Below are 15,618 nucleotides of genomic sequence, written 5' to 3'. Positions count from 1 at the left end.
GCTATTATTCGCACCTTTGGAGCGTCTGAAGCTTTCGGCGCGCATCTCTACCGCTGTCCACTTTCGGCGGAATAACAAGCATTTGTGGTGACAGATGAATAGTGGTTATCTGCGTTTCCCGGACATTGATCCGGTAATTTTTTCCATCGGACCGGTCTCCCTGCATTGGTATGGCATGATGTACCTTGTAGGTTTTATCTTCGCAATGTGGCTGGCTACGCGTCGCGCCAATCGCCCGAACAGTGGCTGGACCAAAAACGAAGTTGAAAACCTGCTGTATGCGGGCTTCCTCGGGGTCTTCCTCGGCGGGCGCATCGGCTACGTCATGTTCTACAACTTTGACCTGTTCTTACAGGACCCGCTTTATCTGTTCCGCGTTTGGGACGGGGGGATGTCCTTCCACGGCGGCCTGATTGGGGTGATCGTGGTGATGATTATCTTCGCCAAACGCACCAAGCGAACCTTCTTCCAGGTCTCTGATTTCATTGCGCCGCTGATCCCGTTTGGCTTAGGCTGCGGGCGTCTGGGCAACTTTATCAACGGTGAGCTGTGGGGCCGCGTCGACCCTGGTTTCCACTACACCATGCTGTTCCCGGGTTCCCGTGCGGAAGATATCGCGCTGCTGCCGTCTCACCCGGAATGGCAAACGCTGTTTGACACCTACGGCTCGCTGCCGCGTCATGCTTCTCAGCTGTATGAACTGGCGCTGGAAGGCATCGTTCTGTTCCTGATCCTGAACTTCTTTATCCGCAAACCTCGCCCGGCGGGCTCGGTCTCTGGCCTGTTCCTGATTGGCTACGGTATGTTCCGTATCATCTGTGAATTCTTCCGCCAGCCGGATGCGCAGTTCACCGGCGAATGGGTTCAGTTCATCAGCATGGGCCAGATCCTTTCCCTGCCGATGGTACTTGCGGGTATCATTATGATGGTCTGGGCGTTTCGCCGTCCGCAGAAACAGATTTCCTGAGGAAGCATGAAACAGTATCTCGAACTGATGCAAAAGGTGCTCGATGAGGGCACCCCGAAGAATGACCGCACCGGCACTGGCACGGTCTCCATTTTTGGCCACCAGATGCGCTTTAACCTGAAAGACGGTTTCCCGCTAGTGACCACTAAGCGCTGCCATTTGCGCTCCATCATCCATGAACTGCTGTGGTTCCTGCAGGGCGACACCAACATCGCCTACCTGAAGGAAAACAACGTCAGTATCTGGGACGAGTGGGCTGATGAAAATGGCAACCTGGGCCCGGTATACGGTAAACAATGGCGCGCATGGCCGACGCCGGATGGCCGCCATATTGACCAGATCACCACCGTCGTCAACCAGCTGAAAAATGACCCGGACTCGCGCCGCATCATCGTTTCCGCGTGGAACGTTGGCGAGCTGGATAAAATGGCGCTGGCTCCATGCCACGCGTTCTTCCAGTTCTACGTAGCGGACGGCAAGCTGTCCTGCCAGCTTTACCAGCGCTCCTGCGACGTGTTCCTCGGTCTGCCGTTTAACATCGCCAGCTATGCGCTGCTGGTGCACATGATGGCGCAGCAGTGTGACCTGGAAGTGGGCGACTTTGTCTGGACCGGTGGTGATACCCACCTCTACAGCAACCACATGGAACAGACGGCGCTGCAGTTAACCCGTGAACCACGCGCGCTGCCGAAGCTGGTGATTAAGCGCAAACCCGAGTCGATTTTTGACTACCGCTTTGATGACTTCGAAATCGAAGGTTACGACCCGTACCCGGGTATCAAAGCGCCGGTGGCCATTTAACCGAGCACCCATCGCAAACCGGCGCACTGAGCGCCGGTTTTTTTGTGCCCTGTAGCCCGGCAAAGCGACGTCGTTCCAGACTCCACTTTCAATTTTGCGTAACGGATTCCAGTCTGTCTCAGCCGTTACAGCAAGCCTTACTTCTTCTCTCGCTGCGCAACGTGAAACGCAGAATCTACGCTCGTGAGGCCGTCTCCTTCCCGGCATACTCGCCGACATGAACAGAGAACGCGGTTACACCCTGATCGAAACCTTAGTGGCAATGACGCTGGTGCTTATCCTCAGCGTTTCCGGCCTGAATGGCTGGCAACGCTGGCAGCAATCACAGCGGTTGTGGCAAACCGCCAGCGCGCTAAAGGATTACATGATTTATCTCCGAAACGACGCTAACTGGCACAATATCGACCGTCGGTTGCGGATTAACCGGACGGCGCAGCACTGGTGCGTGGTGGCGGATGATACGGTGTTGGTAGGTTGCCCATCAGGGAATCCCGCCGTCTTCAGCCCGCTATGGACGGAAGTCGCCATTAGCAAAATAACCCCCAACCTGGCCTTCTTCGGCCTGCGAAACACCGCATGGGCGGGGAGCATCATGCTGGCAAGCGCGGCGGGCAGCTGGAGCATAGTGGTTTCAGGCTGGGGGCGCGTTCGTTTATGCGAGGAGGCAGCATGCTAATGCGCGGTTTTTCACTGTTAGAAGTCCTGATTGCCATGGCGATTAGCAGCATTTTGCTGTTGGGGGCCTCGCGCTTTTTGCCCGCTTTGCAGTTCGGCATTATGCAGCAGATGCGTCAGCAGGCGCTGGAGGACGATCTCTGGCAGCAGCTATTTACGGTAGCCAAACATTTGCAGCGTACAGGATATTGCGGGGGAGATAGCTGTAGCGGTGAGCCGCTGCATCTTTCGGCGCAAGGCGAATGTCTCATTGCCCGCTGGGACAGTAACAGTAACGGCCGCTGGGAAATATCGCCTGCGGATGAAGCGGACAGCATTGGTTTTCGCCTGAAGTCAGGCGTACTGGAAACGCTGCGTGGCGCGATGAACTGTGAGGGTAATGGCTGGTACAAAATGAGTGACCCGGCGACCATGACCGTTACCGGTTTTCAGGTGATACGTAAAACGCACAATAGTTTCCCGCCGGAATTTTCCATTGCGCTTACGGCGGCTACCGGGCGAGGTGAAACAGCCAGCGCGCAGTACAGCGTGACGGGCTATAACCTATGAATCGTCAACGGGGCATCTCTTCGCTGGCGATGGTGTTGATGCTTTTGCTGTTGGGTAGCCTGATGCTGCAAGGGCTTAATCAGATTCAGCGGCAACAGCTGGCAATGGTAAACGATGAAACCCGCGCGTTGCGAAAAACAGCGAGCGTCCATTCGGCGCTACAGTGGGGGAAAATGCAGTCATGGAATGTGGCGGCAGGGCAGCAATGTCGGGGATATGACGAAGTCAGTCGGGTTTGTCTGCGGTTATTTGCCGACGGTACCCTATTGTTGATTGCTCAAAGCGAAGCGCTGCGCCTCTGGCAATCCGGAATCTGGACTTTGGGTCACATTCACTTTTCTGCGCACAGCTGGAGCGACTTCTGCCCTTTAAAGGAGGTGTCATTATGTCAGCCGCTTTAAAATCGCGAGGGTTCAGTCTGCCAGAAGTGATGCTGGCGATGTTCCTGATGGTTAGCGTAGTGACGGCGCTGGGCGGTTACTATCGTGCGCTGGCGACCACTAGCGTACAGCTTAACCAGTATCGCCAGCTGTGGCGTTATGCCTGGGGGCAGACCCAGCAGCAGGCAGCGGCATTACCAGAAGGTTGGCACAGCCAGCGGCTACAGACATCATCAGCATCTTGTGTCAGCATCAATGCTACTATTATCACCCCCATGGGCAAGCAGGGACGCATGACGCGTCTGCATTGTCCGGTCAGTCAGTAGTCAGGAGCGAATATGTTACGGGTCTACCACTCCAACCGTCTGGATGTGCTGGAAGCATTGATGGAATTTATCGTTGAGCAGGACCGGCTGGCTGACCCTTTCGAGCCTGAAATGATCCTCGTGCAAAGTACCGGGATGGCGCAGTGGCTACAGATGACGCTATCGCAGCGTTTCGGTATTGCTGCCAACATCGACTTCCCGCTTCCTGCGAGTTTTATCTGGGACATGTTCACCCGCGTGTTGCCCGAGATCCCCGGCGAAAGCGCCTTTAACAAGCAGAGTATGAGCTGGAAGCTGATGACGCTGCTGCCGGGGATGCTTGATAACGAAGCTTTTACGCCATTGCGCCATTATCTGACCGATGACGCCGACAAGCGCAAACTGTTCCAGTTGGCTTCGCGCGTAGCGGATCTCTACGACCAATATCTGGTTTACCGTCCTCAGTGGCTGACCGAGTGGGAGGCTGGGCAATTGGTTGACGGCGTGGGTGAAGCCCAGCAGTGGCAGGCGCCGCTGTGGAAAGCGCTGGTGGAGCACACCGCGGCGCTCGGACAACCGCTGTGGCACCGTGCCAACCTCTATCAACGCTTTATCGATACGCTGGAAAACAGCAGCGAGCCGCCGGCCGGTTTGCCGCCACGGGTGTTTATTTGCGGTATCTCCGCGCTGCCGCCGGTGTATCTGCACGCGCTACAGGCGCTCGGCAAGCACATCGATATCTACGTGCTGTTCACCAACCCATGCCGCTATTACTGGGGCGATATTAAAGATCCTGCGTTTCTGGCCCGATTAATGGCGCGTCAGCGTCGCCACTACCGCGAACAGCGGGAACTGCCGCTGTTCCAGGACTCTCAAAGCGCGCCGGGGCTATTTAACGACGACGGTGAACAGGATGTGGGCAACCCGATGCTGGCCTCCTGGGGCAAGTTGGGGCGCGACTATATCTACCTGCTGGCGGAGCTTGAGCGCTATCAGGAGCTGGATGCGTTTGTCGATATCGAACCGGATAATCTGCTACACAACCTCCAGTACGACGTACTGGAGCTGAAAAATAGCGCTATCGCCGGGCGGACAGCCGAAGAGTTTGCCCACAGCGGCAACAAACGCCCGCTGGCGTTGGATGACCGTAGCCTGACCGTTCATGTCTGCCATAGCCCGCAGCGCGAGGTGGAAATTCTGCACGATCGTCTGCTCGCAATGCTGGAAGCAGACCCTACGCTGACGCCGCGCGACATCATCGTGATGGTGGCGGATATCGACAGCTACAGCCCGTTCATCCAGGCCGTATTCGGCAGCGCTACCGGCGAGCGCTATTTGCCGTACGCGATTTCTGACCGCCGCGCCCGCCAGGCGCACCCGGCGATGCAGGCCTTTATCACCCTGCTGTCGCTGCCGGATAGCCGCTTTACCAGTGAAGATGTGCTGGCGCTGCTCGACGTTCCGGTACTGGCCGTGCGCTTTAATATTGATGAAGCGGGGCTTTTGTATCTTCGTCAGTGGGTTAACGAATCCGGCGTGCGCTGGGGGATGGACGACGATAACGTCCGCGAACTGGATCTGCCAGCCACCGGGCAACACACCTGGCGCTTTGGCCTGACGCGTATGTTACTGGGCTATGCCATGGAGAGCAGTCAGGGCGAATGGCAGGATGTTTTGCCGTACGACGAATCCAGCGGCCTGATTGCCGAACTGGTAGGCCATCTGGCCTCATTGCTGATGCAGCTTAACCGCTGGCGGCAGGTGCTGACGCAGGCGCGTTCGCTGGAAGAGTGGCTGCCGGTGTGCCGTGAAATGCTCAATGATTTCTTCTTACCGGATCAGGACACGGAAGCGGCGCTGACGCTGATTGAGCAGCAGTGGCAGGCGATAATCGCTCAGGGCGTTCAGTCGCAGTACGCTGGTGAAGTGCCGCTGTCGCTGCTGCGTGATGAACTGGGGCAGCGTCTTGACCAGGAGCGCATCAGCCAGCGCTTCCTCGCCGGGCCTATCAATATTTGTACCCTGATGCCAATGCGTTCAATCCCCTTCAAAGTGGTGTGCCTGCTGGGGATGAACGACGGTATTTACCCGCGTGCGCTGGCGCCGCTCGGCTTTGACCTGATGAGCCAAAAGCCGGTGCGTGGTGACCGTAGCCGCCGTGACGATGACCGCTACCTGTTCCTTGAAGCGATGATGTCGGCAGAGAAAGCGCTCTATATTAGCTACATCGGCCGTTCCATCCAGGACAACAGTGAACGCTATCCGTCGGTGCTGGTTCAGGAACTCTTAGACTACATCGGTCAGAGCCACTGCCTGGCGGGTGATGAAACGCTGAACTGCGACGAAAGCGAACAGCGGGTCAAGAAGCACATTATGCACCAGCACAGCCGTATGCCGTTCGACGCCGAAAACTATCAGGCCGATGAACAGCAAAGCTATGCCCGGGAGTGGCTGGCGGCGGCCAGCCAGCAGGGAGAGGCCCACGCCGACTTTATCCAGCCGCTGGCACCGCAGGATCTCCCCACGCTGCCGCTGGAGCAGCTGCAGCGCTTCTGGCGTCACCCGGTGCGGGCGTTCTTCCAGCTACGGCTTCAGGTCAATTTCCGCAGCGAAGAGAGCGATATCCCCGATACTGAACCGTTCACTCTTGAAGGGCTGACGCGTTATCAGCTTAACCAGCAACTGCTGAATACCCTGATTGAACAGCAGGAGCCGGATCGGATGTACCGTCGTTATCGTGCGGCAGGTGAGTTGCCCTACGGCCCGTTTGGTGAAATAGCCTGGCAGGCACAGCATCAGGAGATGAGTGCGCTAGCCAGCCGGGTAATTGAATACCGCCGGGCAGGGCAGAGTATGGAAATCGATCTCGAATGCGACGGGGTTAACATAACCGGATGGTTGCCGCAGGTTCAGGAGAATGGGCTGTTGCGCTGGCGGCCATCTTTGCTTAGCGTTTCACAAGGGATGCAACTTTGGCTGGAACACCTTGTCTACTGTGCTAGCGGCGGCAAGGGTGAAAGCCGGCTGCTGCTGAGAAAAGAGGGTGAATGGTGCTTCCCTCCGCTGGCGGTTGATGAGGCTAACGCCTATCTGGCCCAGTTGGTTAAAGGCTATCGTCAGGGGATGTGCCAGCCGCTGCTGTTTTTACCTGAGAGCGGCGGGGCGTGGATAAAAGCCTGTTACGATGCCGAAAATGATGCCATCTTAAGAGATACAGAGACGCTGCAAAAAGCGCGCAGTAAATTTTTGCAAGCGTACGAAGGCAATATGGTGGTAAGCGGCGAAGGGGCCGATGTCTGGTATCAACGCCTGTGGCGTACCCTGGAACCCGCGCAGTATGAGGCTGTTATCGAACAAACGACGCCGTACTTGCTTCCCGTATTTCGCTTTAATCAGTCAACATGATTGTATAAAAATTGCGCAAATCTAGCCGTTGAATTACTATGCGCAACGCGTCACGGACTGATGAGAGGTAGCCCGGACCAGGCTGTTTGCCCTGTTCCGGGACGCCCCCGGTAAGGTGCGCTGACCGGGCTACCTGCACAAGCATTAAGATTTGTTAGCAGTATTTGTTAATGGTGAGGTCCGTGAATGCCCCGCAGTATCTGGTTGAGTATTGTTGTTTTAGTCACTGCCCTTTGGGCGACCGTCGGTCAGGCAGACACCGGGTGGCAACCGATTAAGGAAACCATCCGTAAGAGCGAAAAGGATACTCGCCAGTATCAGGCGATTACGCTGGATAACAACATGGTTGTTCTGCTGGTCTCCGACCCGCAGGCGGTGAAATCACTGTCGGCGCTGGTGGTGCCAATCGGCTCGCTGGAAGATCCTGACTCTCATCCGGGTCTGGCGCACTATCTTGAGCACATGACGCTGATGGGCTCAAAAAACTACCCGCAGCCTGACAATCTTGCCGAATTCTTAAAAATGCACGGCGGCAGCCACAATGCGAGTACCGCGCCGTACCGCACCGCTTTCTATCTGGAAGTGGAGAACGATGCTCTTCAAGGCGCGGTCGACCGGCTTGCCGATGCCATTGCTGCGCCGCTGCTGGATAAAAAATACGTCGACCGCGAGCGCAACGCGGTGAATGCCGAGCTGACCATGGCGCGTACCCGTGACGGTATGCGCATGGCGCAGGTGAGTGCCGAAACCATCAACCCGGCGCACCCCGGCGCGCGCTTCTCTGGCGGCAATCTGGAAACGCTGAGCGACAAACCTAATAGCCCGGTCTACGATGCGCTGCTGGCATTCCGTGACAAGTACTACTCCGCCAACCTGATGAAGGCGGTGATTTACAGCAATAAGCCGCTGCCTGAGCTGGCAAAAATGGCTGCACAGACCTATGGCCGCGTACCAAATAAAGACATTGAACGCCCGGAAATCACCGTTCCTGTCGTCACCGATGCGCAAAAGGGCATCGTCATTCACTACGTGCCGGCGCTGCCGCGCAAAGTGCTGCGCGTCGAGTTTCGTATCGACAACAACTCCGCCCAATTCCGCAGTAAAACCGATGAATTGATCACCTATATGATCGGCAACCGTACGCCGGGAACCTTATCCGACTGGTTGCAAAAGCAGGGGCTGGTGGAAGGTATTCGCGCCGACTCCGATCCGGTAGTGAACGGCAACAGCGGCGTGCTGGCGATCTCTGCGACTCTGACCGACAAAGGCCTTGCCCATCGCGACGAAGTTGTCGCCGCTATTTTCCGCTACCTTGATGTGATGCGTGACAAAGGTATCGACAAGAGCTACTTCGACGAACTGGCCCATGTGCTGGATCTCGACTTCCGCTATCCATCGATTAACCGCAACATGGACTACGTTGAGTGGCTGGCTGACACGATGATCCGCGTGCCGGTGCAGCACACACTGGATGTCGTCAACATCGCTGACCGCTATGACCCGCAGGCGGTAAAAGAGCGTCTGGCGATGATGACCCCACAGAATGCCCGTATCTGGTACATCAGCCCGAAAGAGCCGCATAACAAAGTGGCCTACTTCGTTGATGCACCGTATCAGGTCGACAAAATCAGCGCCGATACCTTCGCCAAATGGCAGAAAGAGTCTGGTGCTATTGACCTTAGCCTGCCGCAACTGAACCCGTATATTCCGGACGACTTCACGCTGATTAAGCCTGAGAAAAGCGCCGATCATCCGCAGCTTATCGTTGATGAGCCCGAACTGCGTCTGGTGTACATGCCAAGCCGCTATTTCGGCCTCGAACCGAAGGCTGATATCACCATGATCTTGCGTAACCCGCAGGCGATGGATAGCGCCAAAAGTCAGGTGATGTTTGCCCTCAATGATTATCTGGCGGGCATTGCGCTGGATCAGCTCAGCAATCAGGCCGCCGTCGGCGGGATCAGCTTCTCAACCGGTGCCAACAATGGTTTGATGCTCAACGCCAACGGCTACACCCAGCGTCTGCCGCAGCTTTTCGATGCGCTGCTGCAGGGCTATTTCAGCTACACGGCAACCGAAGAACAGCTTGAGCAGGCCAAGTCCTGGTACAAGCAGATGATGGATTCGGCGGAGAAGGGCAAAGCCTACGAACAGGCCATTATGCCGATTCAGATGGTCTCCCAGGTGCCGTATTTCCAGCGCGACGAACGCAAAGCGCTGCTGCCGTCCATCACCTTAAAAGAGGTGATGGATTATCGCGACCAGCTTAAAGCGGGCGGGCGTCCTGAATTTATGGTGATTGGCAACCTGAGCCGCGAGCAGTCGACAACGCTTGCACGTAACGTGCAGTTGCAGCTTGGCGCTCACGGCAACGAATGGTGTCGTAACAAAGACGTACTGGTCGATAAACAGCAGAACGCCATCTTTGAGAAAACGGGTAGCAGCACTGACTCGGCGCTGGCGGCGGTGTTCGTTCCAGCAAATGTCGATGAATTCTCAAGTTCGGCGGCAAGCGCAATGCTGGCGCAAATCATCCAGCCGTGGTTCTACACCCAACTGCGTACCGAAGAGCAGCTGGGCTATGCGGTGTTTGCCTTCTCCATGAACATTGGTCGCCAGTGGGGCATGGGCTTCCTGCTGCAAAGTAACGAAAAACAGCCGGCCTTCCTGTGGGAACGCTTTAAGGCCTTCTTCCCGACTGCGGAACAGAAGCTGCGGACGATGAAACCGGAAGAGTTTGCCCAAATCCAACAGGCGGTGATTGCCGACATGCTGCAAGCGCCGCAAACCCTCGGCGATGAAGCCTCGCAGCTGAGCAAAGATTTCGATCGCGGTAATATGGCTTTTGATTCACGTGCTAAAGTAGTGGCCCAAATTAAGCTGTTAACGCCGCAAAAGCTGGCCGACTTCTTCCACCAGGCGGTGGTTGCGCCGCAGGGGATGACGGTACTGTCACAGGTTTCCGGCAGCCAGAACGGCAAAGTTGACTATGCGCACCCTGAAGGCTGGAAGGTGTGGCAGAGCATCACCGCGTTGCAGCAATCCTTACCCTTAAGACGAGAGAACGAATGACCGATACCGCCGAGTCCCTTGATCCCCTGCGCTTACCCCTTCTTGGCGAGCGCCTGATTGAAGCCTCAGCGGGCACCGGAAAAACCTTCACCATCGCCGCACTCTACCTGCGGCTTCTGCTGGGGCTTGGCGGCGAGGCTGCCTATCCCCGGCCGGTCAACGTTGAAGAACTGCTGGTGGTGACCTTCACCGAGGCCGCCACCGAAGAGCTGCGCGGGCGCATTCGTAGCAACATCCACGAACTGCGCGTCGCCTGCCTGCGTAACGCCACCGATAATCCCCTCTATGCCAGCTTGCTGGCAGAAATCGACGATCTCCAGCAGGCGGCGAGCGTGCTGCTGCTGGCCGAGCGTCAGATGGACGATGCGGCGGTCTTTACCATTCACGGCTTCTGCCAGCGGATGCTCAGCCTTAACGCTTTTGAATCCGGCATGCTGTTTGAACAGCAGCTGATCGAAGACGAATCTCAGCTGCGCTACCAGGCCTGCGCTGACTTCTGGCGACGCCACTGCTATCCGTTGAACCGCGAGATCGCACAGGTGATTGTCGAGTCCTGGAAAGGGCCGCAGGATCTGCTGAAGTCCATCGATCGCTACCTGCAGGGCGAAGCGCCGCAGCTCAAAATGCCGATAAGCGATGCGGAAACGCTGGAATCCCGCCATCAAAAGATCCTCGCGCAGATCGGGGAGATCAAACAGCTGTGGCTAACGCACGTAGGCGAGCTGGATGCGCTGCTGGAAAACTCAGGTATTGATAGGCGTAAGTTTAACCGGGGCAATCAGGGCAAGTGGATCGACAAAATCAGCAGCTGGGCGCAGGAAGAGACGCAAAACTACCAGTTGCCCGATGCGCTGGAAAAATTCAGCCAGCCGTTCCTCGTCGAACGCACCAAAGCGGGCGGGGAAGTACCAACGCACCCCTTATTCAGCGCTATCGAACGGCTGCTGGATTCGCCGCTGACTCTTAACGATCTGGTTATTGCCCAGGCGATGACGGAAATACGTGATGCGGTGGCGCGTGAGAAGCGCCGTCGCGGTGAGCTGGGCTTTGATGATATGCTGAGCCGTCTCGATGAAGCCCTGCACGGCGACAGCGGTGATGCGCTGGCGGCCGCCATTCGCCAGCGTTTCCCGGTGGCGATGATTGATGAATTCCAGGATACCGACCCGCAGCAGTACCGTATTTTCCGCCGTATCTGGCGACAGCAGCCGGAGACCGCGCTGCTGCTGATTGGCGACCCAAAACAGGCCATCTACGCCTTCCGCGGCGCCGATATCTTCACCTACATGCGCGCGCGCAGCGACGTGGCCGCGCATTACACGCTCGACACCAACTGGCGTTCGGCGCCGGGGATGGTTGAGAGCGTCAACCGCCTGTTTGGGCTGGTTGATAACCCCTTTATGTTCCGCGATATTCCGTTCCTGCCGGTCCAATCGGCGGATAAAAACGCCTCGCTGCGCTTTGAGATCGACGGTGAAAAACAGCCGGCAATGAACCTGTGGTTGATGCCCGGTGAAGGGGTCAGCGCGGGGGATTACCAAAACGTGATGGCCCAGCAGTGCGCGGCGCAAATTCGTGACTGGCTCACCGCTGGCCAGCGCGGCACGGCGCTGCTGTGGCGTGGTGATAAAGCTCACCCGGTTCAGGCTTCTGATATCACGGTGCTGGTGCGTAATCGCCAGGAAGCGTCGCTGATTCGCGATGCGTTGAATGCGCTGGCAATCCCGTCGGTGTATCTGTCAAACCGCGACAGCGTATTTGAAACCCCGGAAGCGCAGGAGCTGCTGTGGGTGCTGCAGGCGGTGTTGACGCCGGAGCGCGAAAATACCCTGCGCAGTGCGCTGGCAACATCAATGTTTGGCCTCAATGCGCGGGATATCGAACGGCTAAACCTGGACGAGAACGCCTGGGATACGCTGGTGGAAGAATTTACCGAGTACCGTAATATCTGGCAGCGCCGCGGCGTGATGCCGATGATTCGCGCCCTGATGAGTGCGCGCTCGCTGGCGGAAAACCTGCTGGCCACCCACGGCGGCGAGCGGCGTTTAACCGATATCCTGCATCTCAGTGAGCTGCTGCAAGAAGCGGCGACCCAGCTTGAAAGCGAGCATGCGCTGGTGCGCTGGCTGAACCAACAGGTGGCTGAGCCGGACACCAACGCTTCCAGCCAGCAGATGCGTCTGGAGAGCGACAAACACCTGGTGCAGATTGTCACCATACACAAATCGAAAGGGCTGGAGTATCCGCTGGTCTGGCTGCCGTTTATCGCCCGTTTCCGTAAAGAGAAGCAGGCGTTTTATCACGACCGGGAATCCTTTGCTGCGGTACTCGATCTCAACGAAAGCGATGAGAGCCTTGAGCTGGCGGAAGCCGAACGCCTGGCGGAGGATCTGCGCCTGCTGTACGTGGCCTTAACCCGCGCCGTCTGGCACTGTAGCCTTGGCATTGCGCCGTTAACCGCGCGGCGTAGCGATAAACCGACTGATACCGAATTACATCACAGCGCGCCGGGGCGGCTGCTGCAAAAAGGCGAGGTGCTGACCGCCGCTGGCCTTGAAGCCTGTCTACGCGCGTTGTGCGACGAACATATTGCGCTAACACCCGTCACGCCGCCGGACGATAGCCGCTGGCAGCCGGAGCAGGCCGGGATGCCTGAACTGGCGGCGCGGCAGGTGCTTCGCCGGGTATTCGATGACTGGCGGGTGACCAGCTATTCCGGCCTGCAGCAAAGCGGGCACAGCGTGGCGCAGGATTTGCTGCCGCGCCTGGATATCGATGCCGTGGGTACCGGTGATGCTCAGCCGGAGCCGGCGATGACGCCGCACAACTTCCCGCGCGGGGCTTCACCGGGGACTTTCCTGCATAGTCTGTTTGAAGATCTCGACTTCACCCAGCCGATTGACCCGGCATGGATGCGTGAAAAGCTGCAAAGCAATGGCTTCGGCGAAGAGTGGGAGCCGGTGTTAACCGAGTGGATTTCGCAGGTGCTGGCAGCCCCGCTGGCAGAAAGCGGGATTGCACTCAATCAGCTCAGCGCCCGGCAAAAACAGGTCGAGATGGAATTTTATCTACCGATTACCAAAGCGCTCGATGCGCGCGCGCTGGACGCCTTAACCCGCCGCTATGATCCGTTATCCGCGGGCTGCCCAGAGCTGGATTTCCGCCAGGTTCGCGGCATGCTGAAGGGCTTTATCGACCTGGTCTTCCGTCACGATGGGCGCTATTACCTGCTGGACTACAAGTCCAACTATCTGGGGGAAAACGGTGAAGCCTACACCCCGCAGGCAATGGCGCAAGCCATGCAGGCGCACCGCTATGACCTGCAATATCAGCTCTATACCCTGGCGCTGCACCGCTATCTGCGCCACCGCATTGCGGATTATGATTACGAGCGGCACTTTGGTGGCGTCATTTATCTGTTCCTGCGTGGTGTAGACGGCGAGGCCGGACAGCAGGGGATTTTCACCACCCGACCTGACCCAGCGCTGATTACGGCAATGGATGCACTGTTTGCGGGAGAGGATGTAAAAGCATGACGCTCGAACAACGCCTACTCGAGGCTGCCGAATTGAAGTTGCTGCGCCCGCTGGACGTGCAGTTTGCGCTAATGGTGGCGCAGAACGAACATCCGGCGGTGATGCTGGCGGCTGCGATGCTGAGCCGCGATACCGGGGAAGGGCACGTCTGTCTGCCGCTTTCCCACCTGAATCCAGCGATGCAGGCGAAAGGCCGCGCGCGTGAGCTGTGGCAACAGCTGTTCGCGGACGCCGGTGCGCCTGAGAACTGGGAAACGTTGCTGCGGGATTCGCAGGCGGTCAGCAACGGAGAGCGCCCGTCACCGCTGATTTTAAGCCGCGAGCGCCTCTACTTAAACCGCATGTGGCACAACGAACTGACCGTCGCGCGTTTCTTTAGTGATACCCAGGCACCGTTTGCCGTTGATGAGGGACAGCTGGCGACGACGCTGAATGCGCTGTTCCCGGCAAGTGATACGGTGGACTGGCAGAAAGTTGCCGCCGCCGTTGCGCTGACGCGGCGAATTTCGGTGATCTCCGGTGGTCCGGGTACCGGGAAAACGACGACTGTCGCCAAACTGCTGGCGGCGCTGGTGCAGATGTCCGGTACGGAAAAGTGCCGAATTCGTCTGGCGGCGCCGACCGGAAAAGCGGCGGCCCGATTAACCGAATCACTCGGTGCCGCGCTGCGCAAGCTGGATCTGAGCGATGAACAAAAGGCGATGCTGCCAACGGATGCCAGCACGCTGCACCGCCTGCTGGGCGCGCAGCCCGGCAGCCAAAGGCTACGTTACCACGCGGATAACCCGCTGCACCTTGATGTGCTGGTGGTAGATGAAGCCTCAATGATTGACCTGCCGATGATGGCGCGGCTGATTGACGCGCTGCCGCCGCATGGGCGGGTGATTTTCCTCGGCGACCGTGACCAGCTGGCGTCGGTGGAAGCCGGAGCGGTGCTGGGCGATATCTGTGGCTGGGTGAGCGCGGGTTATACCGAAGAACGTGCGCATGAGCTGAGTCGTTTAGTCGGCGCGCCGGTTCCTGCCGGAGAGGGCAACGCGGCGAGCGCGCTGCGTGACAGCCTGTGCCTGCTGCGTACCAGCTACCGTTTCGGCAGCGATTCCGGCATTGGGCAGCTTGCCAGCGTGGTAAACCGTGGCGACAAAAAAGCCGTTGCTGATGTTTTTGCTCGTGGATTTAGCGATATCGAACTCAAGCCGCTGCGCACAACGGAAGATTACGGCGCGATGCTCGACGATGCGCGCGCCGGCTATGGGCATTATCTCCAGCTGCTGCGTGAACAGGCTGAGCCGGCGGTGATACTGGCCGCCTTTGGTGAATATCAGCTGCTGTGTGCGCTGCGCGAGGGGCCGTGGGGCGTCGCGGGGCTGAATACGCAATTCGAACAGATATTGACGCGCCATCGACAGATTGTGCCGCAGCGCCATTCGCGCTGGTATGAAGGGCGGCCGGTGATGATCACCCGCAACGATAGCGCGCTGGGGCTGTTTAACGGTGATATCGGCATCGCATTGGATCGCGGGCAGGGGACGCGCGTCTGGTTCCCGATGCCGGACGGTACCATTAAATCCGTGCAGCCCAGCCGCCTGCCGGAGCACGACACCGCATGGGTGATGACGGTACACAAATCTCAGGGCTCAGAGTTCACCCACGCGGCGCTGGTGCTGCCGACGCAGATTGTCCCGGTGGTGAGCCGCGAGCTTATCTACACCGCTATCACACGTGCAAAATCCAGACTGTCGCTGTATGCCGATGAACATCTGCTGACGCAGGCCATCGCGACCCGCACTGAACGACGCAGCGGGCTAACGGCGATTTTCGCCGAAATGGCGTAGCTCGAAATACCCCTCACCCTAACCCTCTCCCCAAAGGGGCGAGGGGACCGCTGGTGCCTCGGTGCCAAAGCGGAATTCAGATATGAGTACGGG

10 protein-coding genes are annotated in these 15,618 nt (G+C 57.9%); all 10 read left to right on the top strand.

Annotated features, from left to right (window positions below; all coding sequences use genetic code 11):
- The first annotated feature begins 94 nt into the window (after nucleotides 1-94).
- Nucleotides 95-967: a prolipoprotein diacylglyceryl transferase gene (lgt, locus tag LZ634_RS08250; RefSeq protein WP_234503848.1), complete on the top strand. Its 873-nt coding sequence runs from the start codon at nucleotides 95-97 to the stop codon at nucleotides 965-967.
- Nucleotides 968-973: 6 nt separating this feature from the next.
- On the top strand, nucleotides 974-1,768 hold the full coding sequence (gene thyA / locus LZ634_RS08245; RefSeq protein ID WP_234503845.1) for a thymidylate synthase: 795 nt from the start codon (nucleotides 974-976) through the stop codon (nucleotides 1,766-1,768).
- A 217-nt stretch (nucleotides 1,769-1,985) separates the two neighbouring features.
- Nucleotides 1,986-2,444: a prepilin peptidase-dependent protein gene (locus LZ634_RS08240; protein WP_234503842.1), complete on the top strand. Its 459-nt coding sequence runs from the start codon at nucleotides 1,986-1,988 to the stop codon at nucleotides 2,442-2,444.
- Nucleotides 2,438-2,992 (top strand): prepilin peptidase-dependent protein, encoded by a 555-nt coding sequence (locus tag LZ634_RS08235; protein ID WP_234503838.1) that lies wholly within the window; start codon nucleotides 2,438-2,440, stop codon nucleotides 2,990-2,992. The genes LZ634_RS08240 and LZ634_RS08235 overlap by 7 nt, the downstream gene beginning before the upstream one ends.
- Entirely contained in the window at nucleotides 2,989-3,393 is a 405-nt protein-coding gene (locus LZ634_RS08230; RefSeq protein WP_234503835.1) for a DUF2509 family protein, read from the top strand. Before LZ634_RS08235 ends, LZ634_RS08230 begins: the two co-directional genes overlap by 4 nt.
- Nucleotides 3,378-3,698 (top strand): prepilin-type N-terminal cleavage/methylation domain-containing protein, encoded by a 321-nt coding sequence (locus LZ634_RS08225; RefSeq protein ID WP_234503832.1) that lies wholly within the window; start codon nucleotides 3,378-3,380, stop codon nucleotides 3,696-3,698. Before LZ634_RS08230 ends, LZ634_RS08225 begins: the two co-directional genes overlap by 16 nt.
- A 12-nt stretch (nucleotides 3,699-3,710) precedes the next feature.
- Complete coding sequence (recC, locus tag LZ634_RS08220) at nucleotides 3,711-7,082, top strand: exodeoxyribonuclease V subunit gamma (protein WP_234503830.1); 3,372 nt, start codon at nucleotides 3,711-3,713, stop codon at nucleotides 7,080-7,082.
- A 186-nt stretch (nucleotides 7,083-7,268) separates the two neighbouring features.
- On the top strand, nucleotides 7,269-10,154 hold the full coding sequence (ptrA, locus tag LZ634_RS08215; RefSeq protein ID WP_234503828.1) for a pitrilysin: 2,886 nt from the start codon (nucleotides 7,269-7,271) through the stop codon (nucleotides 10,152-10,154).
- Nucleotides 10,151-13,690 carry an exodeoxyribonuclease V subunit beta gene (gene recB, locus LZ634_RS08210; protein ID WP_234503826.1) on the top strand — a complete coding sequence of 1,180 codons (3,540 nt, stop codon included), beginning with the start codon at nucleotides 10,151-10,153 and terminating at the stop codon, nucleotides 13,688-13,690. The genes ptrA and recB overlap by 4 nt, the downstream gene beginning before the upstream one ends.
- On the top strand, nucleotides 13,687-15,525 hold the full coding sequence (gene recD, locus LZ634_RS08205) for an exodeoxyribonuclease V subunit alpha (protein ID WP_234503824.1): 1,839 nt from the start codon (nucleotides 13,687-13,689) through the stop codon (nucleotides 15,523-15,525). Before recB ends, recD begins: the two co-directional genes overlap by 4 nt.
- Nucleotides 15,526-15,618: the final 93 nt, after the last annotated feature.

The organism is Kluyvera intermedia, from assembly GCF_021440345.1.
GTDB lineage: Bacteria > Pseudomonadota > Gammaproteobacteria > Enterobacterales > Enterobacteriaceae > Kluyvera > Kluyvera intermedia_A.
Note: the sequence above shows the minus strand (reverse complement) of the source record. Positions and strands in the feature narration are given on the sequence as shown.

What these genes read in the sequence shown, in the direction of transcription:
- ptrA (WP_234503828.1), top strand. Translation starts at nt 7,269, where the DNA reads ATGCCCCGCAGTATCTGGTTGAGTATTGTTGTTTTAGTCACTGCCCTT.
- thyA (WP_234503845.1), top strand. Translation starts at nt 974, where the DNA reads ATGAAACAGTATCTCGAACTGATGCAAAAGGTGCTCGATGAGGGCACC.
- LZ634_RS08240 (WP_234503842.1), top strand. Translation starts at nt 1,986, where the DNA reads ATGAACAGAGAACGCGGTTACACCCTGATCGAAACCTTAGTGGCAATG.
- recD (WP_234503824.1), top strand. Translation starts at nt 13,687, where the DNA reads ATGACGCTCGAACAACGCCTACTCGAGGCTGCCGAATTGAAGTTGCTG.
- LZ634_RS08225 (WP_234503832.1), top strand. Translation starts at nt 3,378, where the DNA reads ATGTCAGCCGCTTTAAAATCGCGAGGGTTCAGTCTGCCAGAAGTGATG.
- LZ634_RS08230 (WP_234503835.1), top strand. Translation starts at nt 2,989, where the DNA reads ATGAATCGTCAACGGGGCATCTCTTCGCTGGCGATGGTGTTGATGCTT.
- recC (WP_234503830.1), top strand. Translation starts at nt 3,711, where the DNA reads ATGTTACGGGTCTACCACTCCAACCGTCTGGATGTGCTGGAAGCATTG.
- recB (WP_234503826.1), top strand. Translation starts at nt 10,151, where the DNA reads ATGACCGATACCGCCGAGTCCCTTGATCCCCTGCGCTTACCCCTTCTT.
- lgt (WP_234503848.1), top strand. Translation starts at nt 95, where the DNA reads ATGAATAGTGGTTATCTGCGTTTCCCGGACATTGATCCGGTAATTTTT.
- LZ634_RS08235 (WP_234503838.1), top strand. Translation starts at nt 2,438, where the DNA reads ATGCTAATGCGCGGTTTTTCACTGTTAGAAGTCCTGATTGCCATGGCG.